Source organism: Vibrio sp. Sgm 5 (assembly GCF_026241575.1).
Taxonomy (GTDB): Bacteria; Pseudomonadota; Gammaproteobacteria; order Enterobacterales; family Vibrionaceae; genus Vibrio; species Vibrio jasicida.
On sequence record NZ_JAPHPY010000056.1, the window covers coordinates 1 to 20,590 of the forward strand.

At 42.7% G+C, this 20,590-nt stretch carries 14 protein-coding genes and 1 pseudogene; 8 read left to right on the top strand and 7 right to left on the bottom strand.

Features of this window, described 5'->3' with window-relative positions; translation table 11 throughout:
• Positions 1-367: 367 nt before the first annotated feature.
• Positions 368-1,573, bottom strand: coding sequence for a collagen-like protein (locus OQJ86_RS22375; protein WP_265991011.1), 1,206 nt, complete (start codon positions 1,571-1,573; stop codon positions 368-370).
• Between the two features lie 395 nt (positions 1,574-1,968).
• Between OQJ86_RS22375 and OQJ86_RS22380 the strand changes: the two genes are divergently transcribed.
• From OQJ86_RS22380 to tsgA, 6 genes and pseudogenes are all read left to right on the top strand, one after another.
• Positions 1,969-3,897, top strand: coding sequence for an Ig-like domain-containing protein (locus tag OQJ86_RS22380; RefSeq protein WP_265991012.1), 1,929 nt, complete (start codon positions 1,969-1,971; stop codon positions 3,895-3,897).
• 563 nt (positions 3,898-4,460) lie between these two features.
• On the top strand, positions 4,461-4,976 hold the full coding sequence (locus OQJ86_RS22385; protein WP_265991015.1) for a M48 family metallopeptidase: 516 nt from the start codon (positions 4,461-4,463) through the stop codon (positions 4,974-4,976).
• Positions 4,963-6,129, top strand: a complete 1,167-nt coding sequence (gene rlmF, locus OQJ86_RS22390; RefSeq protein WP_265991017.1) for a 23S rRNA (adenine(1618)-N(6))-methyltransferase RlmF — start codon at positions 4,963-4,965, stop codon at positions 6,127-6,129. The genes OQJ86_RS22385 and rlmF overlap by 14 nt, the downstream gene beginning before the upstream one ends.
• 200 nt (positions 6,130-6,329) lie before the next feature.
• A complete protein-coding gene (locus OQJ86_RS22395) occupies positions 6,330-7,469 on the top strand; it encodes a GGDEF domain-containing protein (protein WP_265991019.1) in 1,140 nt (379 codons plus the stop codon).
• A 396-nt stretch (positions 7,470-7,865) separates the two neighbouring features.
• Positions 7,866-8,575 (top strand): annotated as a pseudogene (gene deoD, locus OQJ86_RS22400) (purine-nucleoside phosphorylase).
• Positions 8,576-8,664: 89 nt separating this feature from the next.
• Positions 8,665-9,831 (top strand): MFS transporter TsgA, encoded by a 1,167-nt coding sequence (gene tsgA / locus OQJ86_RS22405; protein ID WP_045423612.1) that lies wholly within the window; start codon positions 8,665-8,667, stop codon positions 9,829-9,831.
• A 72-nt stretch (positions 9,832-9,903) separates the two neighbouring features.
• Here tsgA and OQJ86_RS22410 read toward each other — a convergent pair whose 3' ends face one another.
• On the bottom strand, positions 9,904-10,578 hold the full coding sequence (locus tag OQJ86_RS22410; RefSeq protein WP_265991023.1) for a Crp/Fnr family transcriptional regulator: 675 nt from the start codon (positions 10,576-10,578) through the stop codon (positions 9,904-9,906).
• A 9-nt stretch (positions 10,579-10,587) separates the two neighbouring features.
• Positions 10,588-11,016, bottom strand: a complete 429-nt coding sequence (locus OQJ86_RS22415; RefSeq protein WP_104047807.1) for a hypothetical protein — start codon at positions 11,014-11,016, stop codon at positions 10,588-10,590.
• 409 nt (positions 11,017-11,425) lie between these two features.
• On the opposite strand from OQJ86_RS22415, the gene OQJ86_RS22420 reads away from it, so the two are divergent.
• A complete protein-coding gene (locus OQJ86_RS22420; protein ID WP_265991026.1) occupies positions 11,426-11,959 on the top strand; it encodes a DNA repair protein in 534 nt (177 codons plus the stop codon).
• Positions 11,960-12,038: 79 nt separating this feature from the next.
• On the opposite strand, the gene OQJ86_RS22425 is transcribed toward OQJ86_RS22420, so the two are convergent.
• The 3 genes from OQJ86_RS22425 to OQJ86_RS22435 form a co-directional block, all read right to left on the bottom strand.
• A complete protein-coding gene (locus OQJ86_RS22425; RefSeq protein ID WP_265991057.1) occupies positions 12,039-15,749 on the bottom strand; it encodes a M66 family metalloprotease in 3,711 nt (1,236 codons plus the stop codon).
• Positions 15,750-16,173: 424 nt separating this feature from the next.
• Complete coding sequence (locus OQJ86_RS22430) at positions 16,174-17,280, bottom strand: M20/M25/M40 family metallo-hydrolase (protein WP_265991028.1); 1,107 nt, start codon at positions 17,278-17,280, stop codon at positions 16,174-16,176.
• A gap of 936 nt (positions 17,281-18,216) precedes the next feature.
• Positions 18,217-18,717 carry a cytochrome P460 family protein gene (locus OQJ86_RS22435; RefSeq protein ID WP_265991030.1) on the bottom strand — a complete coding sequence of 167 codons (501 nt, stop codon included), beginning with the start codon at positions 18,715-18,717 and terminating at the stop codon, positions 18,217-18,219.
• A gap of 312 nt (positions 18,718-19,029) precedes the next feature.
• Here OQJ86_RS22435 and OQJ86_RS22440 point away from each other — a divergent pair, with 312 nt between their 5' ends.
• Entirely contained in the window at positions 19,030-19,908 is an 879-nt protein-coding gene (locus OQJ86_RS22440; protein ID WP_265991032.1) for a hypothetical protein, read from the top strand.
• 174 nt (positions 19,909-20,082) lie between these two features.
• Here the strand turns inward: OQJ86_RS22440 and OQJ86_RS22445 are convergent, their stop codons facing one another.
• Entirely contained in the window at positions 20,083-20,547 is a 465-nt protein-coding gene (locus OQJ86_RS22445) for a TetR family transcriptional regulator (RefSeq protein WP_265991035.1), read from the bottom strand.
• Positions 20,548-20,590 lie beyond the last annotated feature (43 nt).

Sequence of the window (20,590 nt, forward strand, 5' to 3'; positions counted from 1 at the left end):
GCTACGACGATTGATGGGTGTAGCCGATCAGATCGTAGCTTCTAGATTTAGTTCCATCGATTTAAGCAACAAAGCCCTCAAAATATCAAGGAGGTAGCTCTAGTGGTGAGTTATCATTCTAAAAATGAAGTTAGATCTGATACAGATACGGCAAATGTTAGTATCTAACTTATTGTTTAATAGTTGGTTTTAAATCTGGCATAGCGACAATATCGCGATCGCGGCCGCTTATAAAAAAGACCCCACTTTCAAAAGTGGGGTTTGTCATCAATCTGAAAAATGCCAGTGTTAACAACACTGGCATCTGCTTTAATGTGGTTGGGGAATTACTGTTGAACAAAATACATTCAGCAAAGAACAGCTTCTACTAATAAGAGAACGATCTAAAGCACCCTTGTATCCATCTAGTGGTATTAGCTTGAATATCATAAAACGTATTCGCTCCAGTACCTTTTCGCGTAAAAGAAAGCTTCAAATCCCCCAGATTATTGAATTGAACTGATGGGTTGAGGCCTTCACCAACATTCGTTATTTTAAGCCCATCTAAATTCGTCTGTAATATTTTGATATCCGCCACACCTTTCCCTGTATTCCAAGCCGTATCCATAAATAACTTTATGTAAAAATCCGCTCCAGTTTGTGAACGCCCAATAAATTCAAGAATTTGTGATTTAGGACCTACGCCTGAAAATTTAGAGATAGCCAAATCTTCCCATAAAGGTGTTTTTGACGCTCCAGTTTGACAAACAAAAGAGGTAAAGGAATCACCTTGTGGGCCTCGGGCACCAGTGTCACCTTTAGGGCCTTGGGCACCAGTGTTACCTTTAGGGCCTTGGGCACCAGTGTTACCTTTAGGGCCTTGGGCACCAGTGTTACCTTTAGGGCCTTGGGCACCAGTGTTACCTTTAGGGCCTTGAGGTCCGGTTTCGCCTTGAGGTCCGGTTTCACCTTGAGGGCCGGCTTCACCTTGAGGGCCGGTTTCACCTTGAGCGCCTTCTAATATACCATTACCAACCCACATCCCATTTTCATCAATTACCTCAGAACCATTAATACTGATGCTTGACGTATCAATAGAGTCAGGAGTAATGTCTCCGGTCACATTGGTCGCTACCTCAGCAACACGTGAATACAGAACTGGTTGTACTGCATAATTTAATGTGTCATTACCTTGATTTGCCAATTGTAAACCCACGGAAACATTGGACACATCGTACGAGAACGCGTATTCATCGACCAAATCAGGAATGCTGACAGAAAAAGAGATACCTGTCAGATCTGCAAGAGAGGAAAGGTTTTGCTTAGAGATAGGTAGAGAGCAAACTCCATTAAAAAAATTACATTGATGTTGTTCAGTGCCTATGGTTAGGTTTGTGTTATTATCAACAATATCCACTTCGACAAAATATTGGCCATCATCAACAGGGTCTCCGGTTGTGATATCAAAAACATTCACCGCGAGCGAATGCGGCTGATCAAATATATCACCAGCAACGGCTGAAGTAGAAGCACCAAGTGCAACTGCGAAATATATTGCACTTTTGTTCAAACTTGGTTGTTTTAAATTAAACATTATTTACTCTCCTTGATATTAAAATAGACGAGATTCATGGGTTTGTATGTAACAAGGTTAATCGCTGGAAGATTAAATTGACAATCGCGCGATTTCTTGTGAACTAATTTATTTTAAATGTTTGAATTAGACGTTATTAAACAAAAATAAAACTTAACGTGAGTTGGCATTTGTAAAAGAAAATATTTGAAAGGGCCTGTTTAGATGACTGTGCTGATTCTAATTATTTAGAAGTGTTAGTTTTTGATGTTTTTAGGCTGTTTAATGAGTTTTAGATAATGCGATTGCCAAAATAAGCATCTCTGAAAATATTAATGCATACGTGCTGTTACTCCTTTTTACCTTTATGGGTAACCTTACTAAAGACTCAGCTCAGCCAATATAGGAGTAAGCGGATGAAAATAAGTACCTCAATAAGGTCTACATTACTGACTTTGCTGACAGTAATAGGACTAAGTGCATGTAACCACGGAGTGAAAGAACTGGTAGTGACACCAAAAGAAAACAGTGTTCCTATCGGCTTTCAACTTCAATTAAAAGCAGAAAAAGTAACAAAAAAAGGCAAAGTTACTGATGTAACCGTCAGTGATGATGTTAAATGGAGCAGTTCAGACGAATCAATTGCAGCGGTTGATAACAATGGCCTAGTGTCTACAGGTGACGTCACTGGTGTTGTGAAGATCACAGCTGTGGGCACATTTAGTGGTAAAAAATACGAAGACACAGTGATTGTTGAAGTAACGGAAGCGGTTGTTACATCTATCACCGTAACTCCAAAAGATGCCTCGACACCTGTTGGTCTGACTCGTTCTTACACTGCGACGGCAAACTTCTCTAACGGCCAGGCTATCGATGTTACAAGCGATAGTTCGACCAGCTGGGATAGTAGCGATTTTAATGTTGCAACCATCTCAAATGATGAAGAAACTAAAGGCCAAGTGAAAGCAAAGTCTTTGGGAGAGTCGACGATCACGGCATATATTGATGCTGATGGAGAACGCTTTAGCGACAGTACGTCACTAAAGGTAACAGAAGCTATTGCTGTTTCTTTGGAAATTACGCCAAAAATTCAAAGTGTATCGGTGGGACTGACAGAGCAACTCTCTGCTATCGTAACTATGTCTGATGGTGAAGAGCTGGATGTTACTAATGAGGATTCAATCAATTGGTCAAGCAGTGAGACAGATATTGCAACGGTATCAAATGACGCAGGTTCAAAAGGTCTCGTAACAGGTGTTGATACTGGTTTGACAACGATTGTTGTTTCTGGCGAAGTAAACGGCGAGTTTGTGTACGCAAACGCGAGTCTACAAGTAACACGCGCGGTTATCTCTTCTCTCGAAATTACCCCTGAGAAGGAATCAGTACCTGTCGGTCTTGCTAAACCGTTTAAGGCATACGCGACATTGTCTAGCGGTGAAGTTATCGATGTTACCAACGACAGTGCGCTAAGTTGGAGTAGTAGTGATTCTAAAATCGCGACGATTTCAAACTCAGAAGAGGATAAAGGCACAGCAACGGGTGTTGCGATGGGTGAAGTTACCATTACTGCCTTTGTAGAAGCGGACGGAGAAGAAATAACCGACACAGCGAAATTGGTTATCACAGAAGCGGTTGTGTTGAAGCTAGATGTGACTCCTAAACCTCAAGACAGCTTGGATACGCCTCAAATTCCAACAGGAAAGATAAAGCAATTCAAAGCAGAAGTCGTGATGTCAGATGGTGTTCGCATTGACGTAACAACAGCAGACAACCTTTACTGGAGCAGTGATGATCCAGAAATTGCAACCATCTCTAACAGTGCTGGTGAAAAAGGTCTTGCGACGGGGGTCGATGTTGGCAAAATATTTATTACTGCGCGCCTTCTCGCAGATGATTACACCGTCGAAGATAACGCAGAGCTAACGATTACGCCTGCATATAGTGCGTCATTCTACGTATTTACAGAACGCTCTGACAACATCGTTCAAGGTGAGATGGTGCATTACGTCGGCTATAGCCAAAACATCATGGGTCGTTACGTCCCAACGTCTGGCTTTATGTACCTTAACAGTGCCATGCAATTTATCTACGTTGAAAGCGGTGAAGGTAAGCCAATTGAAGAGCGCAAATTCTTCTTTGGTCAAAGCAGTGATGAGCCAATCTCAGGCGCTTTACGCTATGAAGCAACCTTTGAGTGGGATGACGGTACAGAAACGAAAGGCATTCTGGAATGGGATTTCGAAGAGAAAGTTTACTTCCTAACAGATTCTACCGTTGTTGAAAAGCTTATTGATTTCGAATTGGATTTCAGTCTTATCGTTTCTAACGAAGGCGACTTCTAAATAGCAGTGCAGTAAAAATACCGATAGCAATAGTCATTAACGAAATGATCTGTCTAAGGGGGAGTGAGAAGTCGCTCCCTCTGTTTTGTTTATCGCCTTATAAAACACGATAAATAACCATCGTCACATCTTTTGGAGGGAATATGCCTGGTGTAGAGAGCATAAGAGATGAATCAATAGAATTGCCCAACGCCTATCGATCTTGGCTAGAGTATTGGGAAACCATGCAAAACCAGCAAGCAACCAATTGTTGCAATTCACGTTGTCTAGAAAGAGCAGAGTTAGGTTGTTTGGTTCGAAGTAAAACAACTCAAGAAACCTTCGTTACTGCGTTGTGCCCATTGTGCGCAATTGATGCGAATAAGAAAGTTCACATAACAAAACGTTTACTCGCTAATAAGCCATATACAAAGTAAATGTATCTGCTGAGACGAGAAAATGCTGTTCCAGAGGAGCTGGGGCAGGAGGTTGAAAGCCCACGTGAATAGCAATCCTAAGATGAAACTCTTGCTTATCTCAGGTATATTTAGCGCCTTTCTTTTGTCATAGCAGACTTAATACGTATGCATCCGTCACTTCGATACATTCAAGGTTATCCGCAGAACATTGTCGAGCAAGTCAGTTCACTCATCGACAGCGGTAAACTGTTGCCTTGGTTCGAAAAACGCTACCCAGATAGACACCAAATCAAAAGCGAAAAGGCACTCTACGAGTACGCAATAGCAATCAAAAACCGCTATATGAAGAAAGCCACGCCAATTAGCAAAGTGGTCTACGATAAGAAAATTCACGCCGCCAACAATGCACTTGGTTTGCATAGCGTGATCAGTCGTAACCATGGTGGCAAGCTGAAATCGAAAAATGAGATTCGCATTGCGAACGTGTTTAAAGATGCACCTGAAGCGTTATTACGCATGCTGGTGGTGCATGAGCTGGCACATACTCGTGAGAAAAACCACGACAAAGCTTTCTACCAATTGTGCTGCTATATGGAGCCTGAGTATCACCAACTCGAATTTGATGCTCGTCTGTTTATGATTTACCTCGATTTAAAAGCGAATTCGAATGAAGACCAATAATCACAACGCGAAACAAGCTCAGCCAAAATCGGCGAAGTCTAAGCCAAGCAAAGAAATCGCCAAGATCAAACCAAAGCGTGTGAAAAATAAGCCGACAGCAAAAGCTACAAAAAGCACAGGTCTGAAAACTAACGCCGCGAACAAAAGCAGCGGTGTGGAAGTGATCAAAATTGCTAAGAGTGGATTGCATGAACGTAATGCACATCGAGGTCGTTACGATTTCATAAAGCTAATCACAGCAGAGCCTCAGCTCAAATCATTTGTGATAAAGAATCCGAAAGGGGAAGACTCAATCAACTTCTCCGATCCAAAGGCCGTCAAGATGCTCAATAAAGCCTTGCTGGCTGCGCACTATGATATTGAATATTGGGATATCCCTGATACTTACTTGTGCCCTCCAATTCCTGGGCGCGCGGATTACGTTCATCGTGCAGCCGAGCTGCTCGATGGTGAAGTAAAAGGCAAATACGCGCACCATAAAGTGCGAGCGCTTGATGTTGGTGTTGGTGCAAACTGTATTTACCCAATCGTAGGTGTGACTCAATATGGATGGCATTACACCGGTAGCGATGTTGACCCAAAATCGATTGAATCAGCACGAGCAATCACAAAACGTAACGCCTCGTTAAACGGTAAGATCGAACTGGTACAACAAACCAGTGAGTCCAATATTTATCGCGGTATTATCCAACCAAGCGATCGCTACGATATTACGACTTGTAACCCGCCATTCCATCGTTCTGCTGAAGAAGCCGCGATGGGTAGTCAGCGTAAGTTAGACAATTTAAAAGCGAATCAGCGTAAAAAGGGCGTGAAGGTTCAAGCTCATCAAGCGAAAACGCCTCAAATAAAAGCCAATAAACCCGCGCTTAACTTTGGTGGTCAAAATGCTGAGCTATGGTGTGAAGGTGGTGAAGCTGCGTTCATTCGCAAGATGGCGAACGAAAGCCAAGCATTCAGTGCGCAAGTACTCTGGTTTACCACGTTAATCTCAAAGAAAGACAATGTTCTTCCGATGCGTAAACAACTTGAAAAGTTGGGTGTAAAAGCGATCCGAATCGTGGAAATGAGCCAAGGACAAAAAGTCAGCCGTTTTATCGCTTGGTCCTACATGGACAAATCGCAGCGTAAAGCGTGGATTGAATTAAAGTAATTATTCACAGCATACTTTTCTAACCAATAAAAATAGCACCACTCTGTCGGTGCTATTTTTTAACAATAAATTTATTAATTTAATATTTATAACAAATTTGGCTATTCTTCTGCTTAATAGATTTGATTATAAGGGCTATCAACTTTAAATAACATGGGGTACTATTCCCCACAAGAAATAGTGTTAATACATGAATAGTTATGTCTGATAATGAACTGATCATTTTTCCTTGGAATCACAATTTTGAGACAGGGATTAAAAAGATCGATGAACAACATTACCATCTCTTTTTATTGGTAAATAAATTAGCCAATACGTTGATTTATGATGACCAAATAGAAGTTGACGGTGTGTTTAGTGAATTAAAGGACTACGCTCAATATCACTTCTCTTTCGAAGAAAGTATCTGGAACGAACACTTTCTCGATGATGTTTGGAATGATGATCACAAGAAAAGTCATGCATCGTTTGTCAACGAAATCATCAAGATTCAATCTGAATCTAAAACCCTCAACTGGCAAGAATCTATCGAACATATTCTGCAGTTCTTAATTCGCTGGCTCGTATTCCATATCATCGGCGATGATAAGAAAATGAGTGTCGCTTTGAAAGAGTTGGAATCTACTGATTCTTTAGAGACGGCAAAAGTGAATGCGGTAGATACACTGCAAGGTATCAATGGTTTAGTCGCTGATACCGTTCTCAAAATGTATTTTGAAGTGTCCACTCAATCCATTGAGCTTGTTAGAGAAAAACATCGTCGTTTTGTGGCAGAGAAAGAGTTGAGATGTCTCAATAAAAAGCTGCAAGAACTTGCGATAACTGATGAATTATCGGGACTATATAACCGTCGATACTTCAACATCATGACGCCAGACATTCTTTCTAAAGCGCAAGCAGGAAAGCAAACTGTCAGCTTTATTTCCATTGACTTAGATTACTTCAAACAACTGAATGACGAGCTTGGTCATCTAAAGGGCGATGAGGCCATCACCAAGGTTGGGACGTTATTATCTTCGCAATTCAATGGTGTTGACGAAATCGCTTTTCGAATGGGTGGGGAAGAGTTTTTGATTGTGCTTGTCGACTCAGAGCATGAACATTGTGTTGAGCGCGCAGAGTCATTGAGAGAATCGATCTCTAAACTTTCAATTCTATGCGAAAATAATGCTCAGGCTCACTTGCTAACGAGCTCTATTGGCGTATTTAGTCAACGGGTAGAAACACACTTAGACATTCGATACTTCTTAGATAAAGTAGACCAGTGTTTATATAAAGCAAAACTGAGTGGAAGAAATAAGGTTGTTGCAGAATCTATACTCACTATTGAATCTAAATAAAAACTACAGGTGATTTTTATAAATATAATAAAAAGGAAAAGTAATACCATAATTACCACTTTTCTTTTGAGAGGCTCTTAAAAATCAATGACAATGAATCTGATTTATTGAATGAGTTGAAGTTATCAGCGGCCCTCTGATTAAAAAGCAAACCTGTAAACCTCCATGACAGAATTTGTAATCTGTTTTTATATTTCTTTCTTTACCGTAGCTATTTCAGTCATTAATGATCATTCGCTTCGAACCGATGCAACTTCGTCGGTTTATCTGTTGAACTGGCTCTATATTTACTGTTTGCTCAGTTATGAGAGCTCGTACTTTCAAACCGGACTTTTGTCCTGAAACTTTGCCCTGTTTCCTCATTATGATTGCGCCATCAGAACGAAAGAGGAAAACATTATGACTGCTCATATCGCAGGTTCTGCAGAAGATTTTGCTTCAACTGTTATCATGCCGGGCGATCCGCTACGCGCTAAATACATCGCTGAAACCTACCTAGATGATGCCAAACTGGTTACAGACATTCGTAACATGTTGGGCTACACCGGCTACTACAAAGGTCAGCGCATTTCAGTGATGGGGCACGGCATGGGCATTCCATCATGGTGCTTTACGGTCACGAACTGATTAATGACTTTGGTGTGAAACGCATCATCCGAATCGGCAGCATCGGCGCGACGCAAAAAGATGTTCACATGCGTGACGTTATCCTAGCCCAAGCGGCAGGCACAGATTCACCGACGAATGCTAAGCGTAGCAGTGGCTACCATATGGCAACGTCTGCAACGTTTGAACTGCTGCACAACGCTTACATGTCTGCGAAAGAAAAGGGCATTGATGTCAAAGTAGGTAACATCTTCACAGGCGATCTTTACTACGATCCGGATGAAGACATGATCCCAGTCCTAGAGCGCTTTGGTGTGCTTGGTGTGGACATGGAAGTCGCGGGCTTGTACGGCTTGGCACACCAATTCGGCATTGAATCGCTGGCGATTTTGACCGTGTCTGATCACTGTATTACTGGCGAAGAAACCACAGCAGAAGAGCGTCAGCTTTCTTTCAACAACATGATTGAAATTGCGCTAGAAACTGCGATTAAAGCTTAACCCTACAATTAAGTTTTCTTTGAGAGCTGGCTCGCTGGCTCTCTCTCTAATACTAAGAACATCTATCTCATGAGCCCTTGGAGTGAATTATGAAAAATAAAATAACACTCACCGCAATTAGCTTTCTCGCCAACTTCATCATGGCGGGTTTTGCAACCCAATTTGGTATGTTGGTTGAACCGCTTGCCAACACCTTTGATGCGAACGTTAACGAAGTCGCGTCGATTTTCTCGCTGCTAAACGGCGGCGCACTTGCCGGTACGATCGCGGCTTTCTTTTTGATTGAAAAAGTCGGCATTAAACGCATGACCGTATTGTGTTACGGCGCGATTGCCGCGGCAGCACTGAGTCTATACGTCGCGCCATCTCTGTTTATCGTGATGCTTGGCATGACTGTGATTGGTTTCTGTGGCGGTGTCGGTCTTTGTATCGCGGGTACTATCGTGGTATCGGTGTGGAAAGACAAAATTCAAAGCACCATGCTGGTGGTTCAAGATGCGACCTTTAATGTTGCGGGCGTCGTCTTCCCATTGATCACCACTTACGCGCTGACGAACGCAATGAACTGGAGCATCAGTTACCTAAGCGTGGGTGTAGTGGCGTTGGCAACCATGTTTGTTGCTTTGCTGACTAACTTTAACCAATGCGGTGGTGAAAGCGGCTCGGAGCAAGAGGCAAAATCAGAGTGGAACTTCGGCATCATCAGCGGTGGCGTAGGTTTGTTCCTAGGTATGCTTGCGCTATACACCTTTTTAACTTGGGCGCCAATGTTCGTAAAAGAGAAGTTTGATATCCCATTTGAGCAAGCAGGCAACATCATCACTCAATACTGGTCTGCAGCTCTGGTTGGTGCATTGGTTTCTACCGTGATTGTTTCGCGCATGAAGATTCAAACTTTCCTACTGACCATCATCTCTGTTGCTATGGTGATCACCAGCGTTATCGTCACCACGGAAAAACTAGAATGGTTGTCATACCTGACTTACGGTTACGGCTTTGCTTGTGCAGCGCTTTACAATGCTTTCATCGCTTACGGTGTATCGTTTGTGCGCAATGCAACCAGTAAGAACGTGTCTTACATTTTAATCAGCGGCAGTGCGGGCGCGATGTTTAGCCCAGCTATCAGTTCGGTAATGGAAAGCGTGGTTGGTCTGCAAACCGTGATGTACGCTATTCCTGTTATCTACGCAGTGGTCGTCGCAATGCTGGTGGTTTCAATGAAGTTTAAGACAGTAGAGCAAACGCAAACCGCTTAAATGAAATTAAGTAAGAGAACAAAAAGGTCTGCACCATGCAGACCTTTTCTCGTTTATAAGTGAAGAACTCAACTATTCTTCAACAAAGTTACGCAGCCCTTCTAAGTCGAGAATTCGTAATCCTTTCTTTTCTTTGGCGATAAAGCCCTTGTTTTCAAGCTCTTTCACTGCGCGGCGATAAACACGGTCTGAGGTGGCAAATCGCTCCGCTTCCAAATAGTTCTTTTGGAACCCATCCACTGGCAGGTCATTTAAATACTGATGATAAATGTCGTACGCCACGTTATAGGTGATTGGGTAGAGTAATCGGCGAGAAAGAATCTCCAACGTATCTTGGTAATCAATCGCGATCGCGCTGGCAAAGTAAAGCGACAGTCGAGGCTGTTCTAACAAGCATTTTTGCAGCTTTTGCGCGTCAATAATCGCAACTTCAACCGGTTCTACCGGAACGATGTCCATTTGGCAGCGGCAGCCAGTAAAGAACTCCATCTCACCAAAGACTTGTTGTTCGCACTCAAGCGTACCAAGCAGAAAGGTTTTGCCGTTTCTTGCTGTAACGCCCATAGAGATGCGACCGGAATCGACCAGATATAAGTTCTCGACATGCTCACTTTGGGTGAGGAGCTTTTCGTTTTCATCAAAAATTCGGCGCGTACAGATGCAATCTCGGATCGTTTTTTCGATGAGATGTTTATCTTCACTCCATTGCGCCTCAAAGCGTCCTTTACCTAGGGTTTGTAATTGCATCGACGTACCTTAAATGACAATACCCGCGAGCTCAAAACGTGCCATTAATGGCTTAGTCTCTTGCTGATACCAACTTGCTGGCATGTTGGGTTTAAGCTGGGTTTTTTCTTGTTTGCTGATCACAACATAGCGCAAAAATGTGTCGAGTGTGCTCGCCATTATTTCAAAGCTCATGTCGCCATCTTTACTGATGGTTTTTAATAGTCCAACGACCGTATCTTCCGGTATCAATGGTTCGATAACCGCATGTTTGCGCATGGTAATTGTCTTAGAACAAGGTAGTGAAGCACGGGCAGTTTCCCAACATACTTTATTGGTTTTACTCACGATGTTGTGTTTGTAGCAGTAATAGCTAAACAAAAAGCGTGACAGGTTCTGCCAGCGCTCAGCTTGGACTTCTAACCAAAGGTGTTGCAGCTCGATATCAGCATCAGTCATGGGAATGAATCAGAAAAGGAAAAGAGGGCGCATTCTAACGTGTTAGGTATACAAAGCCAAAGCGTCTGGCGATTTAGGTACAAATTGGCTGTTCAAAAAACAGCGGTAACTTGTCAAAAGCCTGACAATAGAGTTTGAAAACAAAAATAGTATTTTGTGCTCTATGTTTATTTTGAATTTAAAAATTTATAACTTTGATCATATTTTTGATTATTGAGAATAAATAATATTATCAAAATAACTATGTGATTTTCCTTCAGTAGCATGTGATCGGTAGTAATATCACACTACGATTATGGGTTACAATTAACAGAATATTGAGACGGAGAAGCACATTTTTAGTCTGATGTGGTTCTCCCTTGTTTTGATGTGCTACTGTTTTAATAAAGTATTTGTTTGGTAGGTTTTTATGTTTGGAGTTAGCAAAAATGCTGCAGTTTCTGGCTTGTACCAAGCTAGTGAACTCAGAGCTAAACTATTCTCCAAGGAGTTGGAGATTTTGAGGCTTAGGGCTGAGTCAGAATTCCATCAGGTTCTTGATGAGCTATTAAGAATCAAAGATAACAACACCAAGTTGCAGGAAGGTGGACTGAAAGACAAGCTTGAGCAAGAAAAACTCAAGTGGAATGGTTCGCAAATGATGGCCATAGAGCAACGTATTGAATCTGTTCGATTGCTTATCGAAGATTGTCATGCGTATGTTCGCAATGTACAAGAGAGTTTCTCAGAAGATGAAAGCCTCGGTTACTCGAATATGACCAAAAAAGACATAGAGCATGAGTTGGAAGCTTTGTCCTTTGCCAAAGTTCTGAATTCTTCCGCAAGACAATACTTCTACAATTCACTTGAGTATGAGTTATATACGGATAAGACACCAAACATCGAGTTTTTATACTCGGTGAAAGACCAGATATCCATGTTGCATGAAAACAAAGCAGCATGAGATGAATAAAGAAAGCCCTCGAATCCGAGGGCTTTTTTACGAATAGCGATCTTTAATGCACCTTCAGAACTAATAAGGCTTAGAAGTGTCCCAAATACTGCCAATCAGCGTTGTTTGGGTTTGCCTCCGTTGGCCAAGGGAAGTACCAATACTTGCCGTCAATGAGGCGGTAGTAATGGTAACCACCACGGAAGTGGTACACGTAAATATCGTTTATCGTTCCCGTGTTGTTGTTCTCGCCCCAAACTCCCATGCGATCTTGCTTGTGCCAGTTTAAGATTTCGGCTTCAAACTTAGCTAGGTCACTGTTGAGCTCAGCAATGTACTGTTCAATATCTGTATCGCTACCAATAAAGCGCCAATCAGCGTCAGAGGTGTTTTGAACTGGCAACGCGCTGTTCACTCCCGGACGTTTTTGCATAAAGTAACGGCGCTCACCACTTTCATCGGTATCAATGAAAATAGCGTTCTCAGATTGTCCCCATGCCGTTGAACTCGCTTGTTCCCACGTTAGCAACTGCGGTTGATTGAAGTAGCCGGCAATGCGCTGTGCATTGTCGATGTTACTACGATCTACTTTCAGTGGGTTAAAACCAAACTGAACATGGTTTTCCGCTGAGCCTAGGTACTTCCAGCCTTCATTGTCTGCTTGGGCGGTTGGGAAATCCGCCGCAGAGATATCACGCATTAGGAAGTAATCGCGAGTGCCGGTGACTGGGTTAGGGTACACGTAAAGTGCACCAGCGCGGCGTTCTGCGCTTGTCTCACCATTGTTCAGTACGCCCGCTCCGTAGTTGTCTGCTACGAACTTGTCGAAGTCAGCCACAAAGCCAAAGTCGATGCGGTTTAACGCTGCGTTGTCGGCAAACATGACTTGTTCATCAATGTATTGTTTGTAACCGTGCTCCTGACCAACAAAGATAGGACCAACAAGCTTGTCGATCGCTGGGTTTTGATCAGGGATCAAGCTATCTAGCACTTGCTCACCATTCACGTCAGTACAACTTAAGGTGACACGAGTCGGTAGTGGCAGCTGCTCTAGGTTAAAGTGGAACTTATTGCTTTGTGAGTCGTTTAATCGGCTACTTGCAACCGCAATGTTTTGTACTGAGCCATCCTGGTGCTCCACCGTAACTGCACAGCTACGTTGAGAGATCATACTAGGTTGATGCATTCCACCTTGATGTCGAGCGTAACGCCAATCCGCTCCGTTGTTGTGTTTCACGCCACTAAACTGCTGGCAGTGGGAAGAGGTAAAATAGCCGGCACCGTCATGGCTCGTGCCAGATTTATCAAGCACGCAAAGTGGCACTTCGCCAATTTCGGTGTTCGGCGTGTAAGTCACAGCACCTTCACCGTATTTAGACAGCAACGAGTAGTCATGATCTTGAGAAATCATGTGCTCACGCTGACCATTGATGTTCCAGTACATGTCTTCGCTGCTTTCACAACGCGCCATATCCGTACTGACTGTACCAACGAAGTTTGCACTTTCGCCGTTGCTTGCCGTGTAGGTGAACTGACAAATGCGAGCCTGTTGATTGTTGACCTTCATCGTCTGCCACAAATCTTGTTGAATTTGCTCGTCAGACAAAGAAGACACCGCTTGCCAACCTTCCGGGTGATAAGTTACGTCTGGTGCAGAAGGCAGATCAAATACGTTGCCGTAGTTGGAGTAAATCAGCGGGTAAACTTGGCTTGCAAGTTCGTTACGCGGATCGTAAATGCCCAACATAGTGACAACAGGCACGCCTGCCGCGCTAGGGACTGGCGTGTCGGTTTGTGCTTCTTCGTAACTTTGGCTTTCTTGATTCCAACGAACATAACCAGTCGAGCTGTTTAAATTGACGTTAAAGCCGTTATTGAGCCATGTTTGTACACGGCGAGACTGAGAAGGGTGCTCTAACGTGTAATGACTAATGGTGCCCAATAGTGCGGCTTCGCCACCGGCTTGTGCGTCACGCATAAAGCGGAATTCACCCGCAAATGGTGGCACCACTTCACCACCCACATCGTTAGTCGTGGCTTCACCTGTCCAGTGTAAGTTACCGATAAAGCGGCGATGCAGGGCATCCCAACCCCAACCAGATTCCAAATCGTGCGTGGAAGCATACCAAGGGTAGTGACCCAGACCGTAGTTATGACCTAGCTCGTGCGACCATTCGTTACCGGTTGTTGCCGTTAACGTCACGATGCCACCGCCGCCACTGCCGCCATGATCAATAATGCCATTGGTGTACACGCCGCGGTTGGTGTGCGCAGTAATATGGTTGAAGCGTTTATTGTAAGCTTGCGAATAACCAGCACTATCAGTAATGCCGACGTTCGCGTTATTCACACCTGTAGATACCAGTGCTTTACCAATGGCTTCACGCATGTCACCGCCGTGCCAGCCACCTTCACCATCGGAGCTTGTGGTGTAAACCTTACCGTTTGGTAGCGTCACTTTCGGGAAATAAGCGGCGGTGTAATCCGCCATCACCAGTTTAGATGCTGGGATTTTCTGGAAGTAATCGGTGCTGAGTTTTGCCATATTTTTGATCATGGTGTTGCCATCACGTGGCGCTGTGAGCATACCCATGTCGATGTTTTGAATGATAAGCTCCGGCGCGCCGACAAAGACAAGTTCATTGGCAGCTAAGTCGCCTTGGCGATCAGTGTTATCGGTTAAGCGCAGCGACAAGCCTGGCTTCATCCAACCCCATTGCAACGGCAGTGACCACGCGTCATGGGAGAATACCACTTTAGAACGTCCATTATCTGGCTGATCAGAAGCTGCAAGCGCGCTTGGTGGCAGCATTGGGAGGCGAGTGACTACAGTGCCTTCAAAGCTCACTTCTACCCAAACTTGCTGAACGGTTTTGTCTTCTGGCGTGAATAAAAGCAGAGCTTCACGGTCGATCACCAAGTCAGGGAACAGGTTCACATCGTTTTGATTCGGGGCGGTGGTAGTATGGGTTTGAGCAAAATGGATAGAACCAGTCAAATCGCCATTCAAGTGATTTACTAGCGGCAATTCGTCTGCGTAACCAAGGCGTGCAGCACTTGTCGTGAACTCAATCTTTTGTGGCTCGATACAATCGATCGCATTACACGAAGAAAGCTCCGCCGTGTACCGAGTGTCTGGTTTCAGGTTACCAATGAACAAGCCAGATTGAACGTTGTCATAACGAACGGGCTCTGAACCTGATTCGGTCAACGTCAAAACCACATTGTCATTCGCGTTTTGCGTAGCCCATTTTAGCTGAACACCTTGATCTGAAACGCTGGCTACGTTCAATGCATTGATGCTTGGCGCAGATAGGTCACCACAATCAGAAGTCTCGATGTTTTGAATCATATCTGACTGCCAAATGTATTCGCCATTTGGACGCTTAGAGCCGCGGGCAGCAGGGATATATTCTACGTAGCAACCTGTGTCGTCTGGGTTCATCACACCAAACTCTTTGTGCATCAGATAGAAGCCGCCGTTGTACATGATGAACTCCCATTCAGGACCGACGAAGTCCACCACATTGCGGTAGGCTTGGTCTTGATCGCCGAATAAGAATGGGAACTTAGGGTACCCATCAAAGTTCACCCAGTATTCATAGCCTTGGAAATCAAGGTAGGTTTCGCCATCGCGTTGAGACGTACCTTGACCTTTGTCTGCTAACTGCTTGAGCATTTCTATGCGTTCAAAGGTTTGGTTTCCGATTTCGACCAAGGTTAGGTCGTGGTTCGCGTTTGCGAAAGTGGCTGTACTTCCTAATAAGGATGAGATCAACCAAGCGAGCGTGTTTTTCTTCATATTAGACTCTACTTTTGCCAATTGAATAGACATTTATGTGTCGCCAGAAGCTCGACACAGTATGGAGGGGGATTACATAAGCACTCTCAATGCAAGTGGCTTATGAATTTGATTATCTGATGGGAACCGCCGGCGAAATAGATAGCATGAATTATGCCTGTGATTTTGCTTCCAGCTCTGATTTGATCACGAAAGCAGATTGGTACCTTATGTCCAAATTCACATTTATCCATCTATACAAAATGACGTTTTCTATGTATGCGTACGCCATATGGTCCTGAGGAATAAACGTTTTAGTGGCTTAGGTTGGCAAGAAAAGTAGGGCGCTACTCTACGGAAATAAAAAATCCCCTCCATGCGTAAAGCAGGAAGGGGATTTAGGTTACGTTTTAGACTAAGCGCAAGTTGTGCTTACTTAGTTTGCTTATTTGACGAGGAAGTGCTTAACGAATTCCGTGATTTTCACCATGTCGTCAACCGCGATGAATTCTTCAGTTGTGTGTACTTTCGCCATACCAGTAGAAAGGTTTACCGTTGTTAGACCTTTCTTGTTGAAGTTGTTTGCGTCGCTGCCACCACCTGTGCCTTTTGTGAATGCATCGATGCCCATGTCAGCGAATGCCGCTTTGATTGCTGATACGTGAGCATTGTCTTCCTCGATAACAAATGCGTCGTATGCGCGGCTTGATTCGATTTCAACTTCTGCGCCGTGTTTTTCACATACTGACTCGAAGGTAGAGATCATATGGTTCACTTGCGCTTCTAGCTTCTCACCGTTTAGAGAGCGTGCTTCAGCAACGATTTTTAGTTCTGGCATCACGATGTTTGTCGCTTGACCGCCGTTTACCATACCGATGTTTGCTGTGGTTTCTTCGTCGATTCGAAGCAGCTTCATTTGGTTGATTGCATCTGCCGCTACCATGATTGCGCTGATGCCTTCTTCAGGTGCTAGACCCGCGTGTGCAGGGCGGCCTTTGATTGTCGCAACGATTTTTTGCTGACCAGGTGCCGCTGTCACGATGGTGCCGATAGGACCGCTTGTATCCAGTACGATCGCTTCTTTAGACGTTACGTGTGTCATGTCGAAGTACTCAGAGCCGAACAAACCGCCTTCTTCATGCACAGTGAAAGCAAGCTCTAACGTTTTGTGCTCTAGGTTTTCAGCTTGGATGCAGCGAACCGCTTCCATGATCGCTGCGATGCCTGATTTGTCGTCACCACCTAGGATCGTATTGCCTTTAGAGCGAATGATGCCATCTTCGATGAAGGGCTCAATGCCGATGCCAGGCGTTACTGTATCCATGTGGCAGCTCATTAGGATAGAACCTTCTTTCTTACCTTCTAAACGTGCATACACGTTAAAGCCATTAGAAATGTGTTCTGGTACAGGTAGCTTGTGAACAGTAAAGCCTAGTTCGCCTAGTTGCTCAGCCAGAATTTCTGCAATTTGTTTTTCATTCATAGATTCGCTGTCGATGCGAACCAGTTGGCAGAAATGCCCAACTAGACGTTCTTGATTAATTTGTGTCATTTGGATGTCTCTTTCTTTCTTGGTCGAGACCGCAGTGGTATAGAGTGCGAGCCCGAAAGGGAACAGAACACCTCTTATTACACAGCTAATCCGAGTGAAAACTGTCTTGAATCAAAAAACGCCTCTGCCTGACATTATTCTGACCTGCTAATTACCGGATCTGATGCGGCGGTCACGAAAGCATGGTTTTGTCAGTGCGCTTATTCATGGCTATACTGCAATTGAGAGAGGAAGTGATGATAGGAGTTTCATTAGAGTGTCCTGATTGGAATCGATACGTCACTATTTTTCTTTATTATGGCGTTTCTTTTTTGGATCGTTATTCCTTAGGACAGGGTAGAACTGGGTAAAAACAAAATCGTCATCGGCTTGGAATGAGTGACACGAGTTACAAGCAGTTGCAGGGAAGGGCTCACCGGAATCTTTCCAAGGTCTTTCTTCTCCAAAACTTTAATAGATCTATCCTCTTGGATCCTTGGAGAACCTCTCAGTATCTTTAATCGTTAGCTCAAAGCCAAGTGTACTCTCCCTCAAAACATCCTCTGCCTGATGCGGCTTGGCATGAACCGTTTTCTTTCGATACAGATCTACACGATTCACCTTCGTACAATGCCGTTCGAGCTTTCACCAGTTGTGTCCCGTTTGCAAATTTTCCTGTTTCTTTATAATAATCAAAAGCGGACGCTCTATATATACATTGTTGAATTCTTCGAATGTTGCGTTTCCATTATTTAGAGCGTTAGGGGTTAGAGGCGCACCAACAAAAAAAGTTTCCCTGTCAGTTGGCCGAATTACTTATCCATCGTCAGTATAACTTGGTTTATTTACATCGCTATATGCAAGTCCGATATTTCTCAAGGTTAATATTGAACATAGTGATATAATAATTTTCTTTTTCATTGTTATTTCCCTATATGCTATCACAGTGATAGTTTTCTATTTAAATACAGAGTAAGCTTCTTTATATAAATAGTCATTTCCAGTGGCTGGTATATGACATCCAATGCAATCATATCTGTAATTAGTTGAAGTATTTATTTCAAGATTGTTTGGCATATATTCGGCCCAACCCCATCCCCAACCACTTCCCCGGTTTGGCGAAAAATAAGAATACTTATCCTTAGAGTTTCTAACCATGAGGAAGTATTTATTTATAGCTCCGTTTGTATATGATACCCCTTTACCTGTGGTATAATCTCCTTCTGAATTACCAACCAGTTCTTTTAAAATTTTTGCGCCATCAGGAACAGCACCTGTGTTTTTAAGTGTTTTGAAGGAATTTTTGTCGATATACACGTTATGAAAACCAACTGCTTCACCACTGGGCATGAACCAAGAACCCATGTGTAACTTGTTTTCTTTATAGTCTTTTGGGAAGCGTAACTTTTCTATCGCCTCTTTTTCTTTTATTTTGTTCCCCATAGTAAAGAAAGGCAAGGCCCAAGCACGTCACGGTTAACCATGTTGTTTTCAATTTTAATTTAATTGTAATTCACCTTATTATTTTCTTTATTCGTTAGTATGATGCATGTTGATCTCCCAATTATCTATATAACTTGTTGCTATTGATATGTACTTAATTTTTTTAAAAAGAAATTAATAGCCTTTTTGCACTAAAATTTATTTTGTTTTATCAGGTTTTATTTTACGGAACTACATATCTAATGCTTAGCTCTTCTATATGAAAAATTATAAGTTTAATTGGCGTGTTAAGTAAGCTTTAGCCATAACATCAACATTGGGGGAAGCATGTGCGATAAGTTTGGTCAAAAATTAGAGTTCTGGCTAAAAAATGAACAAATCGAAAGAAAGGAGCTTATAGCCAAACTACAAGAAGAGCGATATCACGAATTTAAAGGTCTTGATTTAATTACGTTAAGCCGTTGGATTAGAGGTAAAGTTGTACCTTCAATATATAAGCAGATGATTATCGCTTATATATTGAAGGTTGACTTGCTACACTTTGTTAGTAACTTAAGAAATATCCCTAACATTCCATTAAGAATCGATAGGGCTTGTATGAAATTGAAGCAAGGCTTTACACATCCATTGCATGAGTTTTCTTATACAAAGAACGCAGATACTGTTATGATGGAAGTGCTAGAAGAATCTATTGATGAACATTTTAATTGTATATCGTCCTATTATGATAATATTGGACTTATGAAAGACAGTATAGGAAGATTGCCTTTCGATAAGGAGTCTTTAAGATGCGAGACCATTTTTTTAAAAAATGAAAACAATGAAATTATAGGGCATTGGTCAGAGTTTATAAGTAAAAGAGTAATCAATAGTATATTTAAAGAATTAAATGTCAATCATTCTATTGTTGATTGCGATAATGCTTTGTTTGTCTTTTCTTTTCATGCAATGACGTATCAAGATTTTCTATGTTTAATAAAAAATTCACTACTTAGAAGATTAAAAGGAAAGAGAAGTTGTGATTCAATATATATCTTTGTACCTGGATATCTTGTTTATGAATTTTTCTGTAAAGTATTTGATGCGGAAGAATGCTTAATTTTGCATCTTAAAGTGGATGGACATAGAAAAATGGGATTCATCATAAAGATGGAATTATTAAAATTGATTTCAAACCCTCTAATCATGAGTTTGTTGAAAGGTTAATTTGTTGGAAAAGAGCTTGGTTTGAGCTCAAACTAAGAAACTAATATAAGTTCATTCTGTTTGAGTTAACTTTGAATAATATTATATGAAAAACACATGCTCTTTATATACATAATAAATGGAGCATGTGTATCGAATTGGTTGAGGGAAAGGAACTTACTAGTTAATGCAGAATTATTCGTATCGATGAATGCTTAGCAGGGTTAATCCAATCATCCACTCAACCGTACGCTGGCTATCTTTGTGCAACTTGTAAGAAGCCACTGCCTCTACCTGGTTTTGAAAGTCTTTGAGGTAAGGAGTGTGGTGCTCACAAACGGTCATCAAGAATGCCAAGCGCCAGATCGCCATGAATTCAGAATCTTCGAAATGTTGCTTCCAACTACTGACTAATGCCTCTTCGCTACCGGACAGGTCGAGCTTCTCCATCAACATTTTTAGCAGTCTGCCTTGTAGAGCGCGAGGAATATCGGCTTTCTTTGCAAAGTGATGGCTTATGCCCGTCCTCGATATTCCCGATTGCTCACTCAACGTCGTGTAGGACATCTTCTCGTAACCAAGCTTGATCAACTGCTCTGTCGCGACATCGAGGATGGTGTTGATGGTAATCTGGGTATCTTCTTGAGTTCGGCGTGCCATAACTATTTGCCAGTGTAGTGGTTAAAAAATGATACTACCACTT